Source organism: Vibrio sp. SCSIO 43135 (assembly GCF_023716665.1).
GTDB lineage: Bacteria > Pseudomonadota > Gammaproteobacteria > Enterobacterales > Vibrionaceae > Vibrio > Vibrio paucivorans.
Genome location: NZ_CP071860.1, coordinates 1,252,667 through 1,276,773, shown reverse-complemented (window position 1 = coordinate 1,276,773; position 24,107 = coordinate 1,252,667). Strand labels below are relative to the sequence as shown.

The window sequence follows — 24,107 nt, the reverse complement described above, 5'->3', positions numbered from 1 at the left end:
TTTTTACACGTGAGAGTATAGATATGACAGGAACCGAACAAAAGGCAGGGGGATTCCCTGCCTTTTCGTGCAATTTCGGCCTAGAAAGTGGGGTTACTGTGTGTATTGGGTTAAGAAATCAGTAAATGCATTCCATGACTTACGGTCAGCTTCCTCTTGGTAGCGTGATGAACCAAACACGGTGAACGCATGCGGTGCACCGCTATAAGTGATCATTTCATGTGGGACATTGGCAGCTTCCAACTCAACCGCTAACTGAGCGAACTGCTCCATTGGGATGGCGGTGTCTGCTGTGCCATGCAGTACCAAAATAGGAGTTTGTGTGTCTGAGTACGACTGTCCTTCTGGTGTTTTTAGCCCACCATGGAAGGTCACGAAACCTTTTGCATCCATTCCTGCTCTCGCCGATTCCAGCACAGCCGCTCCGCCAAAACAGTAACCCATAACAACAAGATTGCTCTTGTTGCCTCCGAGGCTTGCAGCATGGTCAACACTTGCTTGCATCAACGTTCGTAGCTTGTCTCTGTCTTTGTACAGTTCGCCAGTGTGCTGCTTTTTGTCTTTTACTTCAGTAGGGCGAATTCCTTTCCCAAACAGGTCGGCGGCGAATACGTTGTAGCCTAGGTCATTGAGCATTTGAGCTCGCTTTTTCTCGTAGTCGGTGAGGCCATCCCAGTCATGAACAAGAACGACTAATGGTGCATCATCACTGACTTTTGACCAGTAACCTTCATACTCTAGATCGCCAACGGAGTAGGTGGTGTCTTGCCCGGCGATGGCTAAGCCAGCAAACAGGGAAAAAGATAACGTTAACAAGAATTTCATAGAACCTCCTTTTTAGACATTGAAAGTCTAGTACGGTTTTAGGAGGTTTGAAGATCAAAAAAGCCCCACGAATTCAAGTGGGGCCAGTGGTGAGTCAGAAATTACATTGCAGCAGAGAAAATTGCAGAGATTTCTTCGTGCGTCGCCTGTTTAGGGTTAGTAAATCCACATGCGTCTTTTAGAGCATTGTCAGCCAAGATTGAAATGTCTTCCGATTTTGCTCCCAGCTCTTTAAGGCCAGCAGGAATGCCTACATCTTTCGACAGTTGCATGATGGCTTCTAGCGCCGCTTCTGCCCCTTGCTCTGCGTTCATGTTCTCTACATCGACACCCATGGCTTTTGCAACGTCACGTAGACGCTCAGGGCATACTTGTGCGTTGTAACGCTGAACGTGTGGTAGTAGAACAGCATTGCACACACCGTGAGGAAGGTCGTAGAAACCGCCTAACTGGTGAGCCATTGCGTGTACGTAACCTAGGGAAGCGTTGTTAAATGCCATGCCTGCCATGAACTGAGCGTAAGCCATCTGCTCGCGTGCTTCGATGTCTTCGCCGTTATCAACTGCAGTACGTAGATGGGCTTGGATAAGCTCTATTGCTTTAATCGCAACAGCGTCGGTAATCGGCGTCGCTGCGATAGAAACGTAGGCTTCTACCGCGTGAGTCAATGCGTCCATACCTGTTGCAGCGGTTAATGACGCAGGTTTTGCCAGCATTAACTCTGGGTCATTCACTGAAATCAGTGGAGTAGTGTGTTTATCTACAATGGCCATTTTAATGTGGCGCTCTTCGTCAGTAATGATGCAGAAACGTGTCATTTCTGAAGCCGTGCCTGCTGTCGTATTGATAGCAATAAGAGGCAGCATTGGTTTTGCTGATTGGTCGACACCTTCGTAATCAGCGATTTTTCCACCGTTAGCTGCAACAAGAGCAATACCTTTTGCACAATCGTGCGGAGAGCCACCACCAAGAGAGATAACGAAGTCACAATCGTTGTCTGCTAATAGTTCCAAGCCCGCGTTTACGTTGCCGATAGTTGGGTTAGGTTGGGTGCCATCAAACACTACTGTTTCAACATCACGCTCACTAAGAAGCGCTTGAACTTGCTTTACTACGCCGATCTGATTCAACACAGAGTCGGTAACGATTAGGCCTTTCTTGAAACCTTGAGACTGAATACTGTCTGCGGCGTCCTTTAAACAGCCAGCACCCATGAAGTTTACGGTTGGGATGAAAAATGCAGTTGTCATAGATCTATTCCGTTGTAAGTTGATTATTTTAAACTGCAAACAGGTTGGCATAACCCTTAGTAGGTATTATTTGATCTAAAACAATCACAGGAGCACTGGTCGGAGCTTTCTATAGATAAATGTGAATTGGATCTTCTTGCTACATAACTGTAAAAATTATCAATAAATTTAATAAGTTAACGGTATCGTTTGCTCAACAGATAACGTAAAAAAGCGCGATTGAGTATCGCGCTTTGGGAGTGACTTGGATTGTATCGCAAGGTTACGACAGCGAAATCAACTTGTTGACGAGTTTCTCTATTCCAGCCGCCGCTTCAGAAATATTCCCCGCTAGCATGTAAGCAGGAGTAGAAAGAACCAGATGGTTTTCATCGAAAATGTAATCATCCACAGGGCAATCAATATGACTTCCCCCTAACTGATTAAAGGCTGCAGCGGTGGCTTGATCGTTGCCAATAGTGCCTTGTACATTGTCACCGTAAATCATAGGGATGATAGCAGGAGCAATGCATAAATAACCCACTGGCTTGCGAGCTTGAGCGAATGCTCGGCAAGCTGATGCGACGTGAGTATTGATACTGCATTCGGCGCCATTGACCGCAAAGTCAGTTAAGTTTTTCGCCGCCCCAAACCCTCCAGGAACGAGTAGCGCATCAAAGTCGTCTGCGTTAAGCGTCGCGACGTCTTCAATGTTGCCACGCGCGATTCGCGCCGCTTCAACCAGTACATTACGGCTTTCGGCCATCTCTTCGCCTGTCTTATGGTTAATCACGTGCATTTGGTCAATGTCTGGCGCAAAACAGTGCCAGCTCGCACCATTTTTTTCTACCGCATGCAATGCCAGCACAGACTCGTGAATTTCAGCACCATCAAATACCCCTGAGCCACTGAGGATCACCGCAATTTTCTTCATTATTTCTTCCTTTTTTCTGACGTTATTGTATTTATTGAGTTATTGCTGATTTTAGGACAATTCTTGTTCTAGCGTAGCGTCCTTTTGTTCGGAATCAACCAGCGATTCTTGTTGTGTTTGTTCTTTTTGGGCTGTTGGTTGGTCGTCGTTTGTCTCGTCATAGTATTTGACGAGGAAAGGCGTGAGCATCACGCTGGATGGGAAAAATCGTTTCATAACATCACCACTGCTCGGACGGATTCCTCCTCTTTATAACCAGTTGTTGCTGTAGAAAAGTTGAGCTTGCTCATTGAACGAAACTAAATTGATTTCATATTCTCAAGTTGAGCTGAAGGTCACGGTTCACAGACAATAACCTACCCGTGAGAATGATGAATCTAAGCCAAGTTATAAAGCAAAATTGTGCTTTCTTGATGAGGGAAAAGGAGTACACTAGCTCGGTCTTAAAAGGAGTAATCATGAAGTACGATTGGATTCTATTTGATGCTGACGAAACCTTGTTTCATTTTGATGCTTTCAAAGGTATGCAGCTGATGTTCTCACGCAAAGGGGTAGATTTCACCGAGCAAGATTTTGCTGTTTACCAAGAAGTAAACAAACCGCTTTGGGTCGATTATCAAGATGGTGTGATCACTGCAGAGCAATTAAAGCACACGCGTTTCGACGCTTGGGCTAAGAAGCTCGATACAACAACCGCTGAGCTTAACTCTGCGTTTCTAGAAGCCATGGCGGACATCTGTACTTTATTGCCTGGAGCCAAAGAGTTAATGGAATCGCTTTCTGGAAAAGCGAAGATGGGCATCATCACTAATGGATTTACTGAGCTACAGGCGATTCGCTTAGAGCGCACCGGTATGACAGATTATTTTGATCACGTTGTGATTTCAGAAGAAGTTGGCATTGCGAAGCCGGATCTCGGTATCTTCGCTCACGCGCTGGAAAGAATGGGTAACCCGTGTAAATCGAAAGTTCTGATGGTTGGTGATAACCCGCATTCTGATATTCTCGGCGGCCTAAACTTTGGTATCGAGACGTGTTGGCTTAACACTACCGGAGCTAGCGAAGTTGAGGGTATTGAACCTCATTACACGGTGAACTCACTGACTGAGCTACAAAACATCTTAACGGCATAAACATATGTCGTTATTGCACGTTCTAGAGCCGTCTAGGTCGCTATTCTGGCGGTTTATACAACGAAATGTAGTGTGGTAACGACTTTGTTTCCGATAGGCTAAATGCTTCTTCTAATACCGCTAATTTCTGAATTCGATCGAGACGGAAATGGCGGTATTCATCTCTTAGCTCGCACCACGCAACCAGCGTCCAGTTTTTCCCCCAGAAAATTTGCCCTAATGGCTGCAAGATGCGTTCGGTCATCGAGCCATTCTCTGCAATATAATGAACCGACACCTTGTGCTGCATGTCCGTTGCACGCCGTAAAAGCTGGCCTCGCTTCGCGGTGTCGGACTGAATGTGGTAGTCGGGCACAATAATAGGAAACGATTCGATTTGCTGTTTCAGTTTGTCTGGCAATACGGATTGTATTTTTGTCGACGCGCTTTGTGATGCTTTTGCAAGTTCTTCATCTGACCAAGCTCGAACCATACGCATGCCAAGTTCAAGAGCCATCATCTCTTTCTCGGTAAACATAAGTGGCGGCAGGTGAGAGCCCGCTTGGAGCATATAGCCAACTCCGGCTTCCCCTTGAATAGGGACACCGGAGTTGAGCAGGGATTGAATATCACGATAGATGGTTCGTTCACTGACTTCCAACACGCTAGCCAACTCTGCTGCTGTGACAGCGTAGCGCTTGGCTCGTAGTAATGTCAGAAGTTCAAACAACCGCTCTGATTTGCTCATATCAATCCCTCTACGCGACTAGCAGCCTATTCCTAGCCTTCACATGAATTCATTTTAATGACTTGGTGTGTCATATCTACCGACTCTGGGTTGATTAGTGACATCAGTGGTTGGCAGTCTTCGCACGCCATAAACTGCTCGCCAGCCGATTTTGCTTCTTCCATTGATTGCCAATATACAGTGTCAGTCCAAACGTTGGTTTCTTCATTATGGCTAAGTGAGCGATACAAAAAGCCCGGCAGACTTTTCACAAACTGTTGGCTGCGCTCTGCCGCAGTAATAAATTCTTGCTCATTCGCTGTATCGAGTAGTGAAAACTTTACCATTTCAACGATTTGACTCATGACGTTCTCCTTTCTGTGTTGTTGAGTTCGAAATAAGACTAACCAAAAGGACTGTCAGTTCTTGTCAGTAGTGCAGGATTTATTATCTCTTCATATGCAATTGCATTGATTAAAATGTGACCAATTGCATGCCTTTCGTTTTATATGCAACTACACTTTTAAGGCGAGAAGTGATCGCACTCGAATCGAATAACGAGTGTATTACGAAGACGACGACAAATTTGGCTAGAAGATTCAGCTACTTAATTGGCTGAATAAAGGACGACACCATGGCAATCGTAGGAAAAGTCGCTGAATGGAATGACCTGAAAGGGTACGGCTTTATTACTGTTGAGAACCAAGCAACACGTATTTTCTTCCACATCACCGATGTTTCGGGTCGTGCTCAGCGGCCGAGAATAAATGAGCGAGTCCAATTTTCCCTCGCCAAAGATTCTTCCGGTGGACTGAGAGCGGTTAAGGTTGAGCGACCAATTGTATTTAATTTTTCTATGGCGATTGTGATTTGGTTTAGCACCATCATGGTCTCTAGCGTTTGGTTGTTCGACTACCCAGTGATCATACTTCTTTATTATCTCATGGCGAGTGCAGTAACTTATTCACTGTATGGTTATGATAAAACCGCAGAAGCGACTGGGGGATGGCGAGTCCCTGAGACGCTACTACACGTGATTTCCGTAATGGGAGGATGGCCGGGTGCTATTCTTGCTCAATCTATCTTGCAGCATAAAAGCCGAGTACCGGTTTTTATGTTTATTTTCTGGCTTACGCTGCTAATTAATTTTTTACTGTTTTGTTGGACGCTAACACCGCAAGGCGAATTGGAATTACAGGTGTTTATTCAAAAGGCGATCGCTTTTAGCCACTTTTATTAATTAGTGATTCATATGTATGGCGCATTGGATGGGCTGAACTATTAGTTTTAGTGAATTTCAATGCTACAAAAATGTATAAAGTTGGTAATTAATACTTTAATTATTTATTTTGTAGGAGTTAAAGTTCGTTCTGGTGTGGATTTTTGGTTGAATTAACCAAAAATGATTGTGATAATTTATTCACTTTCAGTGAATATAAATAAAAATCATGGAACAAACTCAACCAATCTCAGGGGTAGAGAAAGCCAAAAATTGGCAAATGCCCGATACCCTAATTCTTATTTTCTTTATTGGTATCCTTGCCACTATTCTTACCTATTTTATTCCTGCCGGTACCTTTGATAGCCAAGATGTCACTTATCTAGCCGATGGGGTGGAAAAAACACGTACTGTTATCGACCCTGCTTCGTTTGCGTATGCAACCGATGAGGCGGGTGAATTGGTGTACAACACTGTTGGATTCTTCTCATCAGGTGGCGGCATTGGCCTAATGAACTTTCCGTTTGAAGGGCTAGTTTCTGGTTCTAAATGGGGCAGTGCAATTGGTGTTATCATGTTCATGCTTCTTATTGGCGGCTCATTTGGTGTGGTAATTCGTACGGGCAGTATCGACAGCGGTATCTTGCACTTGATCAATCGAACCAAGGGCAGTGAAGCTCTCTTTGTACCAGTTCTTTTTGCTCTGTTCTCTCTTGGTGGTGCCGTGTTTGGTATGGGTGAAGAGGCGGTGGCGTTTGCCATCATCATTGCTCCGCTAATGGTACGGTTAGGCTACGACAGTATTACTACGGTCATGGTGACCTACGTTGCCACCCAGATCGGTTTTGCTGCATCATGGATGAATCCATTCTCTGTTGCGATTGCCCAAGGCATCGCGGGTATCCCAGTGCTTTCTGGCATGAGTTTTCGTATTGTTATGTGGGTAGGTTTCACTCTTGTCGGCATTATTTTTACGATGACGTATGCGGCGAGAATCAAAGCGAATCCACACTCATCTCTAACTTACAACACCGATGCACACTTTAGAGCACAAGAAGACACTGCCGATGAGCAAGTTAAGCAATGGACACTAGGTGACACACTCGTCATGCTGACGGTGTTTGCAACCACCATTTGGGTTATCTACGGGGTAGTTGCGCATGCGTGGTACATCCCGGAAATTGCTTCACAGTTCTTCACTATGGGCTTTATCGTTGCGATTATCGGTGCAGTTTTCCGTCTTAACGGCATGACTTTAAACGATGCGGCAGATGCGTTTAAAGAAGGAGCTGGCATGATGTTAGCGCCAGCTCTACTTGTGGGTTGTGCGAAGGGGGTACTTTTGATCCTCGGCGGCGGTGCTAGCGGTGAAGCAAGCGTACTTAACAGCATCCTCAACAGCGCTGGTGGCTTTATTAGCGGCTTGCCAGATGTGATGGCTGCATGGCTGATGTACGTTTTCCAATCGGTATTCAATTTCTTTGTTACTTCAGGATCTGGCCAAGCTGCACTAACTATGCCTCTGTTAGCACCACTTGCAGATATCGCAGGTGTTAGCCGTCAGGTTGCTGTTCTTGCTTTCCAATTGGGTGATGGCTTTACCAACATTGTGGTCCCAACCTCTGCGTCTTTGATGGCAACATTAGGCGTGTGTCGCATTGATTGGGGGGTATGGATTAAGTTCTGTGGTCGATTCATCGGATTGCTGTTCGTGCTGTCGAGTGCGGTAGTGATCGGCGCACATGTAACTGGTTTTGCATAACCCGATGAATGTCTGAGAAAGATTGCTTTCGTTGGGTATACTCTCATCGAAAAGCCAAGTACGAGCCCAATTTTGGGCTCGTTTTTGTTTGCCAATCAGGCCACTATTCGATTTTGGCCTGTATTGATTGAGAAAGAAGAACAATGAATAGACTGACGCATACAAACTCAACACTGCCCCTAATTGATTCTCTGGATGTGAATACCTTAACCAGTGGCGAACATAAATTTAATTTTGCCGTCGCGACTAACGCGCTTGGCCAATGGCAAATGTTACCCGTACGCGTATTTAAGGGGGAAAAGCCTGGAAAAAGAGTCGTGATTACTGCTGGAGTACACGGTGACGAACAGAGCGGTGTGGTTTCGGCATTGAAAATAGCCAATCGATTGGTGGACCAAGAGTTGGCTGGGTGTGTGACCATAGTGCCGACTCTGAACCCAACAGGAATTTTGCATCATAGCCGAAACTTTTACCCTGTTGATCCAGATACATCACCATCAAACATGAACCGTTTTTTCCCTGGTAAAGCTGAAGGGAACGAAGTAGAGCGATACATTCATACTCTCTGGTCGAAACTGCTGCTGCCGAATGCGGATTTAGCCATAGACCTTCACACTCAAACTACAGGCACCACTTACCCGCTGTATGTCTTCGCTGATTACCGAGTCAGTGAGGCGAAAGAGATGGCTCGCTTACTTAACCCGGATGCAATTTTAGACGATCCAGGTGAAACTGGGGTGTTAGAAACCACTTGGAACGAACATGGTGTGCCGAGTATTACTGTTGAAGTGGGGGCCGGTCGTTACACAGATGCCGCTTTGATAGCTCGTACAGTTGATGGTGTGATGAATATTCTCACCGCGCACCATGTCATTAGCGGAGAACCGAGCAATTTAAAACCTTGTGTAGAAGGTCGAGATATTGTCAGTGTTAAAGCGACTCAAGGTGGGTTTGTGGAAGCGCATGTCGAGTTGCTGCAAACCGTTCGTCAGGGCGATCTCTTAGCAACTCAGTTAGACAGTTTCGGCGATAGGGTAGAAGAGTACTTTGCGCCTTGTGATGCCACGGTCCTTAGCCACAATGTTGAAGCGCTTCGAGCGCCGGGCTCTTTGATCGTGAGACTAATTAAGTAGCCATTCGCGTCATAGCCAACAAAAAGCCGAGACATAGTCTCGGCTTTTTGTTGGTAGGTGCTTGCTGAGGCTCTTAGCTATGGGCGCTCACCAGCGAGTAGGCGTTTTTCGATGTCCTTAAGAACTTGCGGTAAATCGGCAATGGTGTCGATAAGGTAATGTGGTGTCGACTTCGACAACTTAGCGTGCGCTTTTTCACGAGCAGCGTCGAGAGTGGCTTTGTCTGCTGCTTGGTACTGTTCAAAAGTAAGACCTGCTTCATTGCCTGAAAGCAGTAGACCAACTGTCCACATTCCTGCGTTGTGTCCTTCGTCGATACCAGGAGCAGCATCGTCGACCTTAATACAAGCATTAACATCGGTGACGGCTAAGTCGATAACATTTTTCAGCGCCATATAAGGAGCTGGGCGACCGCCTTGAGGTAGGTCGTCTGTAGCGACCACACAATCTGGGCGATAGCCGTAATCTGCTGCAACCGGCATTAAAACATCCATCACTTCACGTGGATAACCTGAGCACGAACCGATCTTAATGCCTTGCTGCTTAAGGTCGTTAACAACTTCAATGGCATTTAGGATTGGTTCTGCGTGGTCGGCAACCTTAGCTTTTTGTAACGGCATGAATGCCGCGTAAATGGTGTCGATGTCTTCACTGGTCATCGAACGGCCAAATTGGTTGTTCCATCGCGCATCGACGCTAGGTAGACGGCCAACCGCCTGAATGTGATCCCATTTACCCAGCCCCATTGGTTCACGCGCTTCATCTAGCGTGATGCTGAAGTCAAAACCCTGCTTAAACGCTTCAACGAAGATGCTGGTTGGCGCAAATGAACCAAAGTCGACAATAGTGCCGGCCCAATCAAAGATAACAGCTTGAATAGGTGTAGTAGTCGTTTGAGTCATGATGTTGTCCTAGTAATTAAATGCTTGAGATACGTGGGCGATTGCTTGCTCAAAAATCGTGAGCGCGCGAGTCAATTCTTCGCGTGTAATGATCAGTGGTGGGCTAAGCTGAATGACGTTTCCTTGAGAAACTTTAAAGCTCAATCCGTTGTTTAGACATTGGTAGAGCACGGCTTCCGCTTCTTCAAATGCGCGAGTCTTGCTAATCGGGTCGGTGACGAGTTCTACTCCCCATAGCAAACCGATGCCACGTACATCCCCAATTAACGGGTACTTTTCCTTCATAGCGAGCAAACTTGTGCGTACAAACTCGCTGTCTTGCCGCACTTTATCGAGCAAGTTATCGCGTTCGATTACTTCCATAGTTGCCAGTGCTGCAGCGCAGCCAATCGGGCTTTTTTCATGGGTGTAGTGTCCCAGAGATACGTTGGCCGCCGTGTTGTACTTATCTTTTGTGACCATGGCAGCCAGTGGTACTAAGCCACCACCAAAGCCTTTGCCGATACAAAGAATATCTGGCTCAATGTCGTAAGCTTGATGAGTGAACCATTCGCCGCTGCGGCCCATTCCATTTGGAATGTCATCAATAATCAGCATGACATTGTGTTTGTCGCAGATTTCTCGGATTCGTTTCCAGTACGCCTTACTTGGTACTTGAACATCGGTGTTGCGTACGGCTTCAGCGATAAAGGCTCCGACCCCACCTTCTTTCTCAATCACATACTCTAGGTAATCGGCGTAATGAACATCGCTGGCACCTTCAGACGCTTGGTTATGTAATGGGAAAGCACCGCGATAGCTGACCGCGGGTGGAATACGTTCAACGCCAGCCATCAAAGGCCCCATCCCTTCACGGAAACAGGCTTCTCCGCCAACCGAAATAGCATCAAGGGATGCCCCATGGAAAGAGTCCCATAAAGAGACGACCTTAAAGTTGCCAGTGACGTGACGAGCCAGTTTCAGTGCCATACCAACGACGGACGTGCCGCCGGGAGCAAACAACACTCGGTTTAACTCACCGCCGCAGATATCAGTCAGTTTCTCAGCACATTTCACCGCGGTTTCATTGGTGAATCGGCGAGGGGAGAAGGGTAAAGATGCCATCTGCTCCGCGACTTTTGCCACAACATCTGGATGCCCATAACCGAGCTGATGGACGTTATTACCATGAAAGTCCATGTAGCGTTTACCGGTGCTGTCTTGAATGAAAATCCCTTCAGCATGCTCCAGCGTATCCAAACAAGGTGTCGACATGGCTTGATGCAAGAACACGTCGCTGTCGCGCTTAAGTAGAGCCTGAGTTCGTTGGTCTTGCAGTGATTCATTCCATTTCTGGCGTGCGGGCGTAGTGTTAATGTCGCCTTCGCTGCGGAAATGGGTCGGATTTAAAGTATCAGTCATGATTCCGGCCTTATTGAACGTTCCAGTACATGGCCTTTTCGACCGCTACGATTAACAACGCGATATCTTCAGGATAAACGTCGCCGATGTTACCAATACGGAAGCAATCAGCATTAGAGACTTTACCCGGATAAATCACAAAACCTTGTTGCTTCAGGCGCTCATAGAACTCTTTAAACTGGTAGTCGCTGTGAGTAGGAGAATAAAACGAAGTGATGATTGGGGAGTGCAATTCATCGCTTAACAGTGGTTCAAACCCAAGTGAGCGCATTCCCTGTACAAGGGTCGTTTGATTGGTGCGATAGCGTTGGTGTCGCGCTTCGATGCCTCCTTCCTGCTCCAGTTCAATTAAGGCTTGGTAAAAAGCGCGCACAGTATGGGTTGGTGAGGTGAAGCGCCATTTGCCCTGATTGACTTCCATGCAGTGCCATTGGTCGTAGAGGTCTAGGCTAAGAGAGCGAGCCTGTCCTTGGCATTTTTCCAGCTCACTTCGTTTCGCGATAACAAAACCAAAGCCTGGTACACCTTGAATACATTTGTTCGCAGAGCTGATCATGAAGTCGATCCCTAAGTCCGCGATATCCATTGGGATGCCACCAAAGCTCGACATAGCATCTAGGATTACGGTCTTATTGTATTGCTTGGCAAGAGTAGCAACCGGTTCGATTGGGTTTAGCATACCCGTCGTTGTCTCGCAGTGCACAATGGCGACATGGCTTATCGCAGGATCCGATGCCAATGCGGCTTCAACTTCGTTCAAGTTAGGCTGTGATGTTTCTCCTGGTGAAACCACATGGCACGGAATGTTGAGGTATTGTGCTGTTTGGGCGATGCGTGCCCCGTAAGCGCCATTATCTACTACCAGCAACTTACCTTCTTGACCGATAGCGCTGCCAATCGTCGCTTCAACAGATGCGGTGCCACTGCCTTGCATTAGCACACAAGAGTATTGTGACGAAGTTGTCGCTAAAGCAACCAGCTTAGCTCTTATGACTTCAACAATCTCTTTGTTGTAGTCATCGTCCCAAGTACACCAGTCTTTCAACATAGCTTCACGTACAGTTTCAGTGGTAGATAGTGGGCCAGGTGTCAGTAGTAGATATTCGTTTTTCATCTCAGTTCTCGATAATTGGACTATACCAAAAGTTGAGGTTACCTTAGCAAGCGGATTTAGAGCCCGTAAATAGCAAGATTACCAATTTCATAAAACTTTAATATGGCTCTGATGAATCGATCTTAACCGAACATTTTGCGGTTTATATTTCTCAAAACTGCCATTTTTTGTTCATTTAAACGTCATAAACAAAAATTAGGGTGTATATCGTCAACTGGTACAGACCAATTGATAGCGCAAAAGCGAATTAGATTGAATTTGAACAGACTGTTTTATACCCAAACAACGCCATAATTGGAGAAAATGATGAAAAACCGTTTGATGAAAGGATCACTGGCTGCACTTGTATCACTGTTGGCCACAAATGCATATGCAGCGCAGGAAGTGACGGTTTACACTGCTTTTGAAACCGATATTCTTGCGAAATATAAATCGGCATTCGAAAAAGAAAACCCAGACGTTAAGATCAAATGGGTGCGTGATTCAACGGGAATCATGACGGCTAAATTGCTGGCAGAGAAAAATAACCCTCGTGCTGAAGTCGTATGGGGTCTAGCGGGATCGTCAATGGCGTTGCTAAAAGAAGAAGGCATTTTGCAACCATACACACCGCAAGGTCTAGATATGCTGAAGAGTGACCTAAACGATCCTCAATCAGCTCAAGCTTGGTTTGGTAACGATGCTTTCTTCAACGCGGTTTGTTTCAACGAAGCGGTTGCGAAACAGCTAGATTTACCAAAACCAACGTCGTGGGAAGACTTAACGAAACCTGTCTATAAAGGCCACATTGCGATGCCTAACCCTGCGTCTTCTGGTACAGGTTATATGCAAGTATCGGCTTGGTTGCAAAACATGGGCGAAGATCAAGCCTGGAACTACATGAAGAAACTTGATAACAACATTGCTCACTACACACACTCTGGTTCCAAGCCTTGTGTTCAGGCTGGCATGGGTGAAGTTGCTATCGGTATTTCCATGGCAAGCCGTGGTGCGAAGCTGAAAACTCAAGGCGCTCCACTTGCTGTGATTACACCAAAAGGGATTGGCTGGGAATCAGAAGCGGTTGGCTTAGTCAAAGAGTCAGAAGCAGCGAAACGCGTTGTGGATTGGTCGATTTCAAAAGCCGCTAACGAATTGTACGTTGAAATGTACCCAGTCGTTGCTCATAAAGAAGTGACGGCAACGGTTTCTAACTTCCCTGATGTTGAAGCATCAATGGCGAAAATGGACTTCGCGAAAATGGGTAGTGACCGCTCGAAAGTGCTAGCAAAGTGGTCTGAGAAATTCGACGGAAAGTCAGAGCCAAAATCTTAGCCTAAAACTAAGGCGGTATTGGGAGAGCTTCGGCTCTCCTTTGTTGTTTCTAAAATGCGTTTTTCGAGCTAGCTTCAATCTATATTGAAACTGCAATACAAGTGTCATCTTCTCTCTATAAATTCGTCATTGAATTGAAATAAACCAGAACTAAGGTTGGTGTATACCAATTGGAGAGTATCTGATGATGACCAACCAACCTTACTTAACCATTGAAAATGTTGTGAAGCAATTCGGTCAGTTCACAGCATTAAAACAGATTTCACTTGCGATAGAGCAGGGTGAGTTTGTGTGCTTTCTTGGACCATCAGGCTGCGGTAAAACGACATTATTGCGCGCGATTGCAGGCCTAGATTTGCCGACTTCTGGATCTATTTATCAAAACGGTCAAGACACCACTTTTCTTCCTCCAGAGAAACGCGACTTCGGCATTGTGTTTCAATCTTACGCTTTATTCCCAAACCTTACTGTGCAAGAGAACATTGCCATTGGCCTTAAAAACCAAGGTATGTCGACCAAAGATGCATTGGAAAAAGTCGATGGTTGGCTAGAGACCATCGGACTGCCGACATCGGCTCAAAAATACCCGAACCAACTTTCCGGAGGTCAGCAGCAGCGTGTCGCGCTTGCTCGTGCTCTGGCGCTGTCGCCGGGGTTACTGTTGCTGGACGAACCTTTATCGGCACTGGACGCGAAAGTTCGTACTCACCTGCGTGACGAGATTTGTCAGTTACAGCGAAAGTTAGGCATTACCACCATTATGGTCACGCACGACCAAGATGAAGCGTTGACAATGGCCGATCGTATCGTGGTTATGAACCACGGGGTGATTGAACAGGTAGGGACGCCTCAAGAGATTTACCAACAGCCGGCAACTCGATTTGTGGCGGAATTTGTTGGCAGTATGAACTTCATTCAATCCTCGGTGGCGACAGACACCAAACTGCGCATTGCAGAATCGCTGATCCCACTCCCTGTGATAGAAAATATGCCGATTGCCCGTGGTGACAGCTTCGAGCTTGCGGTGCGCCCTGAAAGTATCAAGTTTACGTCGAGCTTTAATGATGGCTTACCTGTACGAGTGACGGATGTTGAGTTCCTAGGGGCTTTCTATCGAGCGGAGTGCCAGTTGCAGCATGACAGCCAAGCTAAGCCAATTTTGGTGGACATCCCAGTAGAGTGGGTAACAGAAAACAAGCTACGCCGAGGCGACATTCGCTACATTACGTTTGCACAAAGTGGGTTAAGAGCGTATTCAAAGCGCTCAGTCACTTCTCACAAGTCACTGGCTGCTTAAGGGTAAATAAATGGATTTTGATACCATGACGACCAACTCTTCGAACAGCCGTAAGCCGTCGATGTTGGACTCGATGGCTGCTCGTGTGAGCAAAGATAACATCGTGCTGTTCGCCATTTTACTGACTCTATCAACCTTGATGGTATTGTTCATCGTGATGCCGCTGTGGGCGATGTTGACCAAAAGCGTGCAAAACAGTGATGGGGAATATGTTGGCTTTGAGAACTTTGCGACCTATTTCGCTTCATCAAGTCTTTGGCACTCTCTGGGCAATACGTTCACTGTTGGCCTCATTGTGACTTCAGTGGTTGGGGTTCTCGCTTTTGGTTACGCTTATGCTTTAACACGCTCATGTATGCCAATGAAAGGGCTGTTCCAAATATTAGGTACGGCACCCATTCTTGCTCCTTCTTTGCTACCTGCGATCAGTTTGATCTTCTTGTTTGGTAATCAAGGAATCGCGAAAGAAGTATTAGCCGGAAATTCCGTTTACGGCCTGATTGGTATTTCTTTGGGCCTGATTTTTTGGACGTTTCCTCATGCTTTAATGATACTGACGACTTCTTTACGTACTTCCGATGCGCGCTTGTATGAAGCTGCGCGAGCCCTAAAAACGTCTCCAATCAAAACCTTTTTTGTCGTTACTTTACCTGCGGCGAAGTTCGGCTTGATAAGTACATTGATAGTGGTGTTTACCCTAGTGATTACCGACTTCGGTGTACCAAAAGTCATCGGGGGGAGTTATAACGTTCTGGCAACCGATATCTTTAAGCAAGTTGTAGGGCAACAGAATTTTTCGATGGGTGCAGTAACCAGTTTGATTCTGTTATTGCCTGCTTTACTTGCGTTCGTTGCTGACAGATGGGTGCAGAAAAAACAGAAAAGTATGTTCGACACTCGTTCGGTACCGTATCAGCCAGAACCTAATAGGCTTAGAGATGGATTGTGTTTGGTTTACTGTTCGCTTATTTCGATTGCCGTACTGGTTGTATTGGGCATGGCTGTGTATGGGTCTTTGGTGACATTCTGGCCTTGGAATAAAGCACTAACGCTGAACAACTATAATTTTGCTGAAATGAGCACCTATGGCTGGAGCCCGTATTTTAACTCACTCACTCTTGCAGGTTGGACAGCGGTAATTGGTACAGCGGTGATCTTTGTGGGTGCCTACTGTATTGAGAAAGGTCGCTCATTTGCCCCGATTCGCCAAGTGATGCAAATGCTGAGTGTGGTACCAATGGCGGTTCCTGGTATGGTGCTGGGCTTGGGGTATATATTCTACTTTAATGATGCCAATAACCCGCTAAGCATCCTCTACGGAACGATGGCATTTCTGGTCATTAATACCGTAGTGCATTACTACACTGTTGGTCATATGACAGCGTTAACTGCTTTAAAGCAACTACCCGATGAAATCGAAGCCACGGCGGCATCGGTTAAGCTACCGCAGTACAAATTGTTCTTTAAAGTAACCTTGCCAGTTTGTTTGCCGGCTATTTTGGATATTGCTACCTATCTGTTTATTAATGCATTAACCACCACTTCTGCGGTAGTATTCTTATATTCGACCGACACTATTCCAGCTTCTGTATCTGTATTGAATATGGATGATGCAGGACAAACTGGTGCAGCCGCCGCGATGGCTGTGATGATAATGATTTCAGCCGCACTCGCCAAACTCGTTCACATGACAGTTGGTAAAGCGTTAGAAAATAAAACCCAAGCTTGGCGTAAGAGATAAGGACAATTTGTGCAGTACGTAAAAATTAAGGATGCCATCGTAGAGCAGATCGATTCGGGCATGTTAGCACCTCGTCAAAAGCTCCCAGCAGAGCGTAAGCTAGCCGAATCGTTTGATACCACGAGAGTCACACTGCGCGAAGCGCTTTCGCTGCTAGAAGCTGAGGGGAAAATCTACCGAGAAGACCGTCGAGGTTGGTTTATTTCACCTGCACCGCTGCGCTACGATCCTACTCAAACGTTGAACTTCACCAACATGGCGCTAGGGCAAAACAGACAGCCAAGAACAGAGTTGGTGGCGGCAAAAGGCATTCTTGCTAATAAACAAGCGGCCAGCTTACTCGATCTTCAGCCTTTCTCGGATGTGTACCGAGTCGATAGAGTTCGTTATTTAGAAGACCGACCGGTGGTGTATGTCACTAACTATATTCGCCCGGAGCTATTCCCTAACTTGCTGGACTTCGACTTGTCTAACTCGCTGACGGATATCTACCGTGAGCACTTTGGCGTTGTATATCAAAAAATACGCTACCGTATCAGCACCAGCTCTTTACTTGGAGAAACCGCTCAGGCTTTAAGAGCGACGTCGGGCACTCCAGCGATGGTGGTTGAGCGAATCAATTACAACCAAAGCGGTGAGTTGATTGATTGCGATATTGAGTATTGGCGCCACGATGCGATCAGCATAGAGTCATTGGCTCAGCTCGAACGTTAACTCATCCTATAATTAGCTCCTACGGCATCCGCTGCAGGAGCTTTTCTTTAAATGGCTTTATTCAAGGAACTAGTATGACTCTTTTCGCGGTTGCGTTAGTCGTCTTTTCTGCGCTTCTTCATGCCGGTTGGAATATTCTAGGGAAAAGTAATCAGGTCTCTGGTGCTGCGTTTTTTTTAGCAACCAGTAGCGCCGCAGCTACTTTGCTCACCCCCTATTTGATTTGGTATTTGAACACCATCGGCCTTGAGTCGTTACCGCCAGTTTTCTGGAAACTTTTGTTAGTGAGCGGAATAAGCCAAATGGTATATCTGCTGGGTTTAGGCCTAGCCTATAAGCATGCGGATATAGGCGTAGTTTACCCAATGGCAAGAGCCTTACCTGTGCTCATGGTTGGTGTGGGCACTGTGGTGCTTGGGCATCAACTGGAGCCACTGCACTGGTTTGGTTTTGCTCTCATTACATTGGGTTGTTTAGTTGTTCCTCTCGACAGTTTTAAGCAGCTCAACTTTTCCTCTTACCTCAACCTCGGGGTACTTTGGGCATTGGTTGCTGCGGTGGGTACAACTGGGTATTCCATCATTGACAAAGAAGCGTTGCTTTTGATTAATCAATCGGTGGGTGAGCTTATTGCCGATCAATACTCCTCTGTGTTTTACCTCGGTATTCAGTTCTGGGCGATTGCAATGCCAATCAGTGTGTATTTGCTGGCGACCAAGCAAAGAGAGCAATTCGGTGTAGCATGGAAAATTCGCAGTTCAGCGCTTGTTGCGGGGAGTATGATGGCAGCAACGTACGGACTGGTTCTGTTTGCGATGACAATGACAGAAAACGTCAGCTTTGTGGTCGCGTTGCGTCAAATCAGCATTGTATTCGGACTTATCATGGGGGTAATTTTCTTGAAAGAAAAATGGTACCTCACCCGTGGAGTAGGGGTTCTGCTGATTTTAATCGGGCTGGTTTTATCCCTTAGCTAGAGCGCCTTTATGACCTTTTCGTGCGGCATATTGCCAAACATTCTAAAAAATGGCGTGTTAATTTGAGCCTTATTTTAAGTGTTGAAGCAATAACTGCCTGTATTCATTGAAACTAATTGAATTAGCATTTTTAGCGCCAATTATTAACTGCGAGCTTTCGTGGAAAATAATTATGAATGGGTGAAATTTTTAATGAAATATATCTGATCTGCTGTGGGTCTTTATCGGTACTTAACAAGAACTCGAGAGCAAACATCGAGTTCACTTTTAGGTAAGAAAAGGAGTCAGTTATGATCAAGGTAATCGGTTTAACAACAATTCTAATGTTCAGCGTAAGTGCTATGGCGGGTTTGAGTGGTGCTTACAATTCTAAAGTGAGTTCAGAGCGCATCAACGGTGATGCCGTCGCGTCTAAAGAAGCGGCGATTGAGCAAGGCAAAACAATGCTTATGGATCTCAGCAACATGTCATCAACAGAGTTGCACCAAACTCTTCGCCACTCAGGTAATGAGTTAGTCGACGTGAAATCATTTTCGGTCACCAACTCAAACGTTACTGTGCATGAGTTGATCACCGAGCAAGGTATGGCGTATCAACCTATTGTGAATGTCAGCTACGAGTATCGTGCACGTGATCGTGATTAATTAGGTTAAGCATTAATCTAAAGTGTGATTATTAAGTTTTTGCTAGCACTAAAACTTAAAATAACAATGAGCCCCGCGTTATGCGGGGCTTTTCTTTTTAAGAGAGAGTAAATGATGGGCGACAACGTACTGCTGGCGTCACCATTCCTAACGGTTGACGTTAGATAATCTAGCTCGTGCACTTTGCTTTGACCACATAGAGTAATGACAACGGAAATCATTAAAAAGGTCAGCTATGAACCATCCTTCATTTTGGTTTAAACAAGCGTTAGAACGCGAACAAGATACACAGCCCCAAACACTCGAACAGCACATCGACGCTGATGTGGTCATTGTTGGTGGGGGCTATACTGGGCTTTGGACTGGAATTATGCTCAAACAGCAGCAACCGAACCACAAAGTCGTCATTATCGAGAAAGGGTTGTGTGGAAGTGGCGCTTCAGGTGCTAACGGCGGTTGTATGCTGACGTGGTCGACCAAGTTCCCTACACTACAACGTTTGTTTGGACAAGAACAAGCAAAATGGTTGGTTGCTCAGTCTGAGCAAGCGGTTTATGACATCGAAGCGTTCTGTAATCAGCACAATATTGATGCAGAGTTATACCGAAAGGGGACTTACTACACCGCGACGAATAGCGCCCAGCAAGGAAGCATGGAGCCAGTGGTGGATGCGCTGGATTCGCTGGGGATCAACAGTTGGCAAAAATGTGACGACCAATTGGCCAAAAAAGCAGGCTCCCATCGACATATTGATGGATTCTACTCTCCTGCTGCGGCCAGTGTTCAACCTGCGTTATTGGTGAGAGGGCTACGCCGAGTAGCGTTAGAGCTGGGCATCGAGATTTATGAAAACAGCCCAATGAATACGCTCGATTTTGGTCAGCCTGCACGTGTCAACACGCCTAATGGCAGCGTGACTGCGAATAAAGTGGTGTTGGCTCTTAATGCATGGATGGTGAAGCACTTTCGCCAGTTTAAGCGCAGCATCGTCGTGGTGTCGTCGGATATGGTGGTGACCCACCCGATTAGCGACAAGTTGCGCCAGCATGGCCCAGAACAAGGAGCCACAGTGGTCGACTCAAGAATCTTCGTCCACTACTACCGAGATACCAAGGACGGCAGGTTAATGCTGGGTAAAGGAGGCAACCAATTCTCCTTTGCAAATAGAGTCGATGAAATGTTTAACCGCCCGACCAAGTATCAACCGCTGTTGAAACGCTCATTCCAGAATTTGTTTCCTCAATTAGAGCAGTCGGATTTTGCGTATAGTTGGACTGGCGGATCAGATCGCTCAGTGACAGGGTTACCGTTTTTCGGCAGCTTAGAGGGACAAAGCAATATTTATTATGGCTTTGGCTACTCCGGCAGTGGTGTGGTGCAAACTCATCTTGGCGGTAAAATCTTATCGTCTTTGGTGCTAGGACTAGACAATGATTGGAGTCGATGTGGTTTGGCAAAGGGGCCTCTCGGTCAGTTTCCACCGGAACCAGTGCGCTGGCTTGGTGCGATGATGGTTCGCAATGCGGTGAGGCGCAAGGAAGACGCGGAAGACAATGAGTTGAAACCAAAGCCTTGGGATGTCTGGCTATCCAAGCTGGCGGGGGCTGCGGGTAAAACAGATAAAGTCTAACGTCATCGAACTGTCATTTTAGCTGGTCAAAATGACAGTTTTGCTATTGATGATCGATTGTTATGCGTTATTTGCCGCCGCTGAATGGGCTAAGAGCATTTGAAGCAGCCGCGCGCCATCAAAGCCTCACTAAGGCGGCGGAAGAGCTGAATGTCACACGAGCGGCTGTGAGCCAACAAGTTAAGCAGCTAGAGCTTTATTTAGATGCACAGCTATTTGAGCGTCATGGTGCCAAATTAACCCTAACCGAAGATGCTGAGTATTACTTACCGGTACTCAGCGAAATGTTTGAATCACTGTCGGTGTCGACACATCACCTGTTCGAACGTAAAAAGTCCCATCAACTTACGTTACACGTCGCACAAAGTTTTTGTTATCAATGGTTAATGCCTCGTTTAGCCGACTTTAAGCGTCGTTTCCCAAAGGTGAAAATCAAGGTGTCGACGACGTCGAATGCCTATCCGAATGGCAGTAAGGTAGCCGACCTTGAGATTATTAATGGCTATGGAAACTGGCTAGACAAATCGGCAGTGCCACTCACTCAAGAAAATTGGATAGTAGTCGCCAGCCCTGAGTTGACGAAAAGCTACTCACTACACGAGATTGAAGGGATTTCATCAGCTCCGAAAATTGCGACGTTTGGTTATCGAGAAGGATGGGGCGACTGGTTCAAGTCGGCTGCGCCTAATTGCGATGGACACGTTAATGCGCAAGCAGAATGGCAATTTGAACATTCACTCCTATCGATTGAAGCGGCCGAGAATGGGTTAGGGGTGTTGCTGGTCAGGGATTTGCTGGTGGAGGAGCAATTAACACAAGGGACGTTAGTAAAAGTCTCCGATCATGAAATGCCGAGCCAAAGTGGGCACTACTTGATTTCAAACAACCAAAGCAATCTGTACTCGAAACATTTTACTCACTGGCTAAAGGAGTCGCTCCGTTAGCCAGTGTGTTGGGTGTTACTTGATTTGTGACTATTCGCAAGGCGGAGCAAGGTGAATGGTTGCTAGGCCACCGAGTGACGTCTCACGGTATTTCTTGTTCATGTCTTTACCCGTTTGGTACATGGTTTCGATAACCTTATCTAACGAGATCAAACACTTACTGGTACGTTTTAGTGCCATACGAGAGGCGTTAATGGCTTTCATTGCGCCCATTGCATTTCGCTCGATACAAGGAACTTGAACCAATCCGCCGATTGGGTCACAGGTCATTCCAAGAGAGTGCTCCATTGCAATTTCAGCGGCCATACAAATTTGTTCGTTGCTACCACCACGAAGCGCTGTTAACCCAGCCGCAGCCATAGAAGACGATACACCGACTTCGCCTTGGCAACCCACTTCTGCGCCGCTTATCGAGGCGTTAGTCTTGTACAAAATGCCAATGGCACCGGAGACAGCCAAAAAGTCTTTTAACTGGCGAGTATCGAGCTCTTTGATGAATTTGTGGTAATACATCAACACAGCAGGAATGACCCCAGCAGCGCCGTTTGTCGGAGAGGTAACAACTTGGCCACCTGCCGCATTTTCTTCACTGACAGCAAAGGCGAACAAGTTGATCCAATCCATGATTTCCATTGGATCGTTTTCAACGGCTGCATTCGCTTCCAGTTTCTTTAAAAGGTTGGGTGCACGGCGGGTAACATTTAAGCCACCCTCTAAGATGCCTTCTGTTTCGAAGCCGCGCTCCATGCACAAAGACATCACTTTCCAAATCTGTTCAGCCTTTTGGTCGATAGCGTCACTTGATTGGAAAGCCAGTTCATTACGAAGAATCATGCCACCTAGGCTGTAGCCATGTTTCTCTGCTTGTAGCAGCATTTCGTCGGCTGAAGTGAATGGGTACTCAACTTGGGTTTCCGCTTCATCACTGCCATTTTCTAGCTCTTTGGCTGTCGCAATAAAGCCACCACCGATTGAATAATAGGTTTCAAAAGCCAGTTGAGACCCTAGAGAATCGTACGCAGTGATGGTCATGCCATTTTCATGCAATGGCAGATTATCGCTATGGAAAAGAATGTCTGATTCGTAACTAAAGCTAACCGTGTGAGCGTCGGCTAATTGCAGCTTGCCTTCATCAATAGCGGTTTTCATTGCTTGATTGGCGCTGCTTACTTTAATCGTGTCGGGCTTGTTACCGAGCAACCCCAGAATTACGGCTCTGTCGGTATGGTGGCCTTTACCTGTTAGCGATAGTGAGCCGTATAAATCGACTTGAACGCGGCTGACTTTACTAATATGCGACGCAACTAAGCGAGTAAAATGGTGGCCAGCGATCATTGGGCCATTGGTATGTGAGCTAGAAGGCCCGACCCCGATTTTGTAGATATCAAAGATAGATAGCATAAGTACTTCCTGTGATACTTGAGGTTTGATAAAACAAACTCTTATATAAATATAGTTGAGTTGCCCTAGGCTGCTTAAAGGGCATTAACTTAATGTTAACAACTGCAAAGTAACGGCTTAGCACAGAGTTGTACAGATCTTCGTCCTCATAGGCGAATAAAATGAGACATGAGCAAAAGATGAGCATTCGTAAGGTAGTTATCTTACTAGGCAAAAGATTGGTCGGTGACCGATTGACTGAGGAAGGGCACTCTCGGGTCGTTGGGTTGGTGAAGGCGCTGCCAAACCTGAAGCAACGAGAAACTGTGCTACTGTTTTGCGGTGGGGTTACTGCTGGGAATACATGCTCGGAAGCGGAGGCGATGTTCCAAGCGTTTATCTCCATGATGAAGCAGAGCAATCTTACCTTTCCTACAGATCAAATATTGCTGGAAAACCGCTCGGTAAGCACAGTCGAGAACATTCAAAACGCTTCGCAAGAGCTGCTTAATAGTGGCTTGATTAGCAAAGGAGATGAACTTGAGGTGGCGTTTGTATCTAACGACTACCACCTACAGCGCATTTTCGAAATCCAGCAGTTAATGGATGAGCAGGGGCTACTCAAAGTGCTGCGTGACAAAACGGTGCAGCAAGGTATCAAGCTTGCGATTAGCTATCAGATCGATGACCACATAGCTGTGCCATATCCGCATACTTCGTTGCGGAGCCAGTTGTTCCTATTGATGGATGTTCTCACCACGTATCGCGTATTCTTGGAAGGAGTGGTGAGCGGGGCTTTCAAGCGGGACATAGAATCTGTCCAATGTTTGCCACTGCGTTTGGCAGAGCAGGCCATTCACGATGCGAAGTTGTTGTCAGAAAAGGCACTGGTTAGTGGACAGGTTTTCACCATGCTTGATGAGCGATTACCTCAACTCGAGAAAGTAGTCAGAGAAACAAAGGATCTCTCAAGCGTCGCGAATATTGAAAGCGGGTTGGAAGAGTTTCACCGTCATTTAACTGCGCTTAATCGCCATCTCGACCCTGAATCCTTATCTCCTAAACCATTGTAGTGGCGAGAAACAGAAACTAAAAAAGGAGCGGTATT

At 46.3% G+C, this 24,107-nt stretch carries 23 protein-coding genes; 13 read left to right on the top strand and 10 right to left on the bottom strand.

Translation table 11 applies throughout. The annotated features are described in order from the left end of the window. Positions 1 to 93: 93 nt before the first annotated feature. The 4 genes from J4N42_RS20195 to J4N42_RS20180 all read right to left on the bottom strand — a co-directional run bounded on the left by J4N42_RS20195 (position 94) and on the right by J4N42_RS20180 (position 3,204). On the bottom strand, positions 94 to 825 hold the full coding sequence (locus J4N42_RS20195; RefSeq protein ID WP_252031636.1) for a dienelactone hydrolase family protein: 732 nt from the start codon (positions 823 to 825) through the stop codon (positions 94 to 96). A gap of 101 nt (positions 826 to 926) precedes the next feature. Further along, complete coding sequence (gene yiaY / locus J4N42_RS20190; RefSeq protein WP_252031633.1) at positions 927 to 2,075, bottom strand: L-threonine dehydrogenase; 1,149 nt, start codon at positions 2,073 to 2,075, stop codon at positions 927 to 929. Positions 2,076 to 2,337: 262 nt separating this feature from the next. After that, positions 2,338 to 2,988, bottom strand: coding sequence for an isoprenoid biosynthesis glyoxalase ElbB (gene elbB, locus J4N42_RS20185; protein WP_252031630.1), 651 nt, complete (start codon positions 2,986 to 2,988; stop codon positions 2,338 to 2,340). A 51-nt stretch (positions 2,989 to 3,039) separates the two neighbouring features. Further along, on the bottom strand, positions 3,040 to 3,204 hold the full coding sequence (locus J4N42_RS20180; protein ID WP_252031627.1) for a hypothetical protein: 165 nt from the start codon (positions 3,202 to 3,204) through the stop codon (positions 3,040 to 3,042). A 242-nt stretch (positions 3,205 to 3,446) separates the two neighbouring features. Between J4N42_RS20180 and yjjG the strand changes: the two genes are divergently transcribed. Next, entirely contained in the window at positions 3,447 to 4,121 is a 675-nt protein-coding gene (gene yjjG / locus J4N42_RS20175) for a pyrimidine 5'-nucleotidase (protein ID WP_252031626.1), read from the top strand. A gap of 40 nt (positions 4,122 to 4,161) precedes the next feature. Here yjjG and J4N42_RS20170 read toward each other — a convergent pair whose 3' ends face one another. Both J4N42_RS20170 and J4N42_RS20165 read right to left on the bottom strand, forming a co-directional pair. Further along, positions 4,162 to 4,848, bottom strand: a complete 687-nt coding sequence (locus J4N42_RS20170; RefSeq protein WP_252031623.1) for a helix-turn-helix transcriptional regulator — start codon at positions 4,846 to 4,848, stop codon at positions 4,162 to 4,164. A gap of 32 nt (positions 4,849 to 4,880) precedes the next feature. After that, positions 4,881 to 5,192, bottom strand: a complete 312-nt coding sequence (locus J4N42_RS20165; RefSeq protein WP_252031619.1) for a hypothetical protein — start codon at positions 5,190 to 5,192, stop codon at positions 4,881 to 4,883. Positions 5,193 to 5,461: 269 nt separating this feature from the next. On the opposite strand from J4N42_RS20165, the gene J4N42_RS20160 reads away from it, so the two are divergent. From J4N42_RS20160 to J4N42_RS20150, 3 genes are all read left to right on the top strand, one after another. Then, on the top strand, positions 5,462 to 6,067 hold the full coding sequence (locus J4N42_RS20160) for a DUF1294 domain-containing protein (protein ID WP_252031618.1): 606 nt from the start codon (positions 5,462 to 5,464) through the stop codon (positions 6,065 to 6,067). Positions 6,068 to 6,275: 208 nt separating this feature from the next. Further along, positions 6,276 to 7,808, top strand: a complete 1,533-nt coding sequence (gene yfcC / locus J4N42_RS20155) for a putative basic amino acid antiporter YfcC (RefSeq protein WP_390903535.1) — start codon at positions 6,276 to 6,278, stop codon at positions 7,806 to 7,808. A 143-nt stretch (positions 7,809 to 7,951) separates the two neighbouring features. Next, positions 7,952 to 8,941 (top strand): succinylglutamate desuccinylase/aspartoacylase family protein, encoded by a 990-nt coding sequence (locus J4N42_RS20150; protein ID WP_252031615.1) that lies wholly within the window; start codon positions 7,952 to 7,954, stop codon positions 8,939 to 8,941. A gap of 77 nt (positions 8,942 to 9,018) precedes the next feature. On the opposite strand, the gene phnX is transcribed toward J4N42_RS20150, so the two are convergent. The 3 genes from phnX to phnW are packed head-to-tail and all read right to left on the bottom strand — an operon-like array spanning position 9,019 to position 12,358. After that, positions 9,019 to 9,843, bottom strand: coding sequence for a phosphonoacetaldehyde hydrolase (gene phnX, locus J4N42_RS20145; RefSeq protein ID WP_252031612.1), 825 nt, complete (start codon positions 9,841 to 9,843; stop codon positions 9,019 to 9,021). A 9-nt stretch (positions 9,844 to 9,852) separates the two neighbouring features. Continuing rightward, positions 9,853 to 11,244 carry an aspartate aminotransferase family protein gene (locus tag J4N42_RS20140; RefSeq protein WP_252031609.1) on the bottom strand — a complete coding sequence of 464 codons (1,392 nt, stop codon included), beginning with the start codon at positions 11,242 to 11,244 and terminating at the stop codon, positions 9,853 to 9,855. A 10-nt stretch (positions 11,245 to 11,254) separates the two neighbouring features. Beyond that, on the bottom strand, positions 11,255 to 12,358 hold the full coding sequence (gene phnW / locus J4N42_RS20135; RefSeq protein ID WP_252031605.1) for a 2-aminoethylphosphonate--pyruvate transaminase: 1,104 nt from the start codon (positions 12,356 to 12,358) through the stop codon (positions 11,255 to 11,257). A gap of 303 nt (positions 12,359 to 12,661) precedes the next feature. On the opposite strand from phnW, the gene J4N42_RS20130 reads away from it, so the two are divergent. The 8 genes from J4N42_RS20130 to J4N42_RS20095 all read left to right on the top strand — a co-directional run bounded on the left by J4N42_RS20130 (position 12,662) and on the right by J4N42_RS20095 (position 21,619). Then, the gene (locus tag J4N42_RS20130) at positions 12,662 to 13,672 is read left to right on the top strand and encodes a putative 2-aminoethylphosphonate ABC transporter substrate-binding protein (RefSeq protein ID WP_252031602.1); all 1,011 of its coding nucleotides are present in this window, start codon (positions 12,662 to 12,664) and stop codon (positions 13,670 to 13,672) included. Between the two features lie 187 nt (positions 13,673 to 13,859). After that, positions 13,860 to 14,969 carry a putative 2-aminoethylphosphonate ABC transporter ATP-binding protein gene (locus J4N42_RS20125; RefSeq protein ID WP_252034109.1) on the top strand — a complete coding sequence of 370 codons (1,110 nt, stop codon included), beginning with the start codon at positions 13,860 to 13,862 and terminating at the stop codon, positions 14,967 to 14,969. A gap of 10 nt (positions 14,970 to 14,979) precedes the next feature. Beyond that, positions 14,980 to 16,710: a putative 2-aminoethylphosphonate ABC transporter permease subunit gene (locus J4N42_RS20120; RefSeq protein WP_252031599.1), complete on the top strand. Its 1,731-nt coding sequence runs from the start codon at positions 14,980 to 14,982 to the stop codon at positions 16,708 to 16,710. Between the two features lie 9 nt (positions 16,711 to 16,719). Further along, entirely contained in the window at positions 16,720 to 17,424 is a 705-nt protein-coding gene (gene phnR / locus J4N42_RS20115) for a phosphonate utilization transcriptional regulator PhnR (RefSeq protein ID WP_252031596.1), read from the top strand. Between the two features lie 74 nt (positions 17,425 to 17,498). Further along, entirely contained in the window at positions 17,499 to 18,401 is a 903-nt protein-coding gene (locus J4N42_RS20110) for an EamA family transporter (protein WP_252031593.1), read from the top strand. A 290-nt stretch (positions 18,402 to 18,691) separates the two neighbouring features. Then, positions 18,692 to 19,045, top strand: a complete 354-nt coding sequence (locus J4N42_RS20105) for a DUF3316 domain-containing protein (protein WP_252031590.1) — start codon at positions 18,692 to 18,694, stop codon at positions 19,043 to 19,045. Positions 19,046 to 19,280: 235 nt separating this feature from the next. After that, positions 19,281 to 20,675: an FAD-dependent oxidoreductase gene (locus J4N42_RS20100; protein WP_252031587.1), complete on the top strand. Its 1,395-nt coding sequence runs from the start codon at positions 19,281 to 19,283 to the stop codon at positions 20,673 to 20,675. A 62-nt stretch (positions 20,676 to 20,737) separates the two neighbouring features. Continuing rightward, on the top strand, positions 20,738 to 21,619 hold the full coding sequence (locus J4N42_RS20095; protein WP_252031585.1) for a LysR substrate-binding domain-containing protein: 882 nt from the start codon (positions 20,738 to 20,740) through the stop codon (positions 21,617 to 21,619). Positions 21,620 to 21,649: 30 nt separating this feature from the next. Here J4N42_RS20095 and J4N42_RS20090 read toward each other — a convergent pair whose 3' ends face one another. Then, positions 21,650 to 23,020, bottom strand: coding sequence for an L-serine ammonia-lyase (locus tag J4N42_RS20090; protein ID WP_252031582.1), 1,371 nt, complete (start codon positions 23,018 to 23,020; stop codon positions 21,650 to 21,652). Positions 23,021 to 23,199: 179 nt separating this feature from the next. On the opposite strand from J4N42_RS20090, the gene J4N42_RS20085 reads away from it, so the two are divergent. Then, complete coding sequence (locus tag J4N42_RS20085; protein ID WP_252031579.1) at positions 23,200 to 24,072, top strand: YdcF family protein; 873 nt, start codon at positions 23,200 to 23,202, stop codon at positions 24,070 to 24,072. Positions 24,073 to 24,107 lie beyond the last annotated feature (35 nt).

Coding starts and splice junctions, on each gene's coding strand:
- J4N42_RS20195 (WP_252031636.1), bottom strand. CDS start 825: ATGAAATTCTTGTTAACGTTATCTTTTTCCCTGTTTGCTGGCTTAGCC.
- yiaY (WP_252031633.1), bottom strand. CDS start 2,075: ATGACAACTGCATTTTTCATCCCAACCGTAAACTTCATGGGTGCTGGC.
- elbB (WP_252031630.1), bottom strand. CDS start 2,988: ATGAAGAAAATTGCGGTGATCCTCAGTGGCTCAGGGGTATTTGATGGT.
- J4N42_RS20180 (WP_252031627.1), bottom strand. CDS start 3,204: ATGAAACGATTTTTCCCATCCAGCGTGATGCTCACGCCTTTCCTCGTC.
- yjjG (WP_252031626.1), top strand. CDS start 3,447: ATGAAGTACGATTGGATTCTATTTGATGCTGACGAAACCTTGTTTCAT.
- J4N42_RS20170 (WP_252031623.1), bottom strand. CDS start 4,848: ATGAGCAAATCAGAGCGGTTGTTTGAACTTCTGACATTACTACGAGCC.
- J4N42_RS20165 (WP_252031619.1), bottom strand. CDS start 5,192: ATGAGTCAAATCGTTGAAATGGTAAAGTTTTCACTACTCGATACAGCG.
- J4N42_RS20160 (WP_252031618.1), top strand. CDS start 5,462: ATGGCAATCGTAGGAAAAGTCGCTGAATGGAATGACCTGAAAGGGTAC.
- yfcC (WP_390903535.1), top strand. CDS start 6,276: ATGGAACAAACTCAACCAATCTCAGGGGTAGAGAAAGCCAAAAATTGG.
- J4N42_RS20150 (WP_252031615.1), top strand. CDS start 7,952: ATGAATAGACTGACGCATACAAACTCAACACTGCCCCTAATTGATTCT.
- phnX (WP_252031612.1), bottom strand. CDS start 9,843: ATGACTCAAACGACTACTACACCTATTCAAGCTGTTATCTTTGATTGG.
- J4N42_RS20140 (WP_252031609.1), bottom strand. CDS start 11,244: ATGACTGATACTTTAAATCCGACCCATTTCCGCAGCGAAGGCGACATT.
- phnW (WP_252031605.1), bottom strand. CDS start 12,358: ATGAAAAACGAATATCTACTACTGACACCTGGCCCACTATCTACCACT.
- J4N42_RS20130 (WP_252031602.1), top strand. CDS start 12,662: ATGATGAAAAACCGTTTGATGAAAGGATCACTGGCTGCACTTGTATCA.
- J4N42_RS20125 (WP_252034109.1), top strand. CDS start 13,860: ATGACCAACCAACCTTACTTAACCATTGAAAATGTTGTGAAGCAATTC.
- J4N42_RS20120 (WP_252031599.1), top strand. CDS start 14,980: ATGGATTTTGATACCATGACGACCAACTCTTCGAACAGCCGTAAGCCG.
- J4N42_RS20110 (WP_252031593.1), top strand. CDS start 17,499: ATGACTCTTTTCGCGGTTGCGTTAGTCGTCTTTTCTGCGCTTCTTCAT.
- J4N42_RS20105 (WP_252031590.1), top strand. CDS start 18,692: ATGATCAAGGTAATCGGTTTAACAACAATTCTAATGTTCAGCGTAAGT.
- J4N42_RS20100 (WP_252031587.1), top strand. CDS start 19,281: ATGAACCATCCTTCATTTTGGTTTAAACAAGCGTTAGAACGCGAACAA.
- J4N42_RS20095 (WP_252031585.1), top strand. CDS start 20,738: ATGCGTTATTTGCCGCCGCTGAATGGGCTAAGAGCATTTGAAGCAGCC.
- J4N42_RS20090 (WP_252031582.1), bottom strand. CDS start 23,020: ATGCTATCTATCTTTGATATCTACAAAATCGGGGTCGGGCCTTCTAGC.
- J4N42_RS20085 (WP_252031579.1), top strand. CDS start 23,200: ATGAGCATTCGTAAGGTAGTTATCTTACTAGGCAAAAGATTGGTCGGT.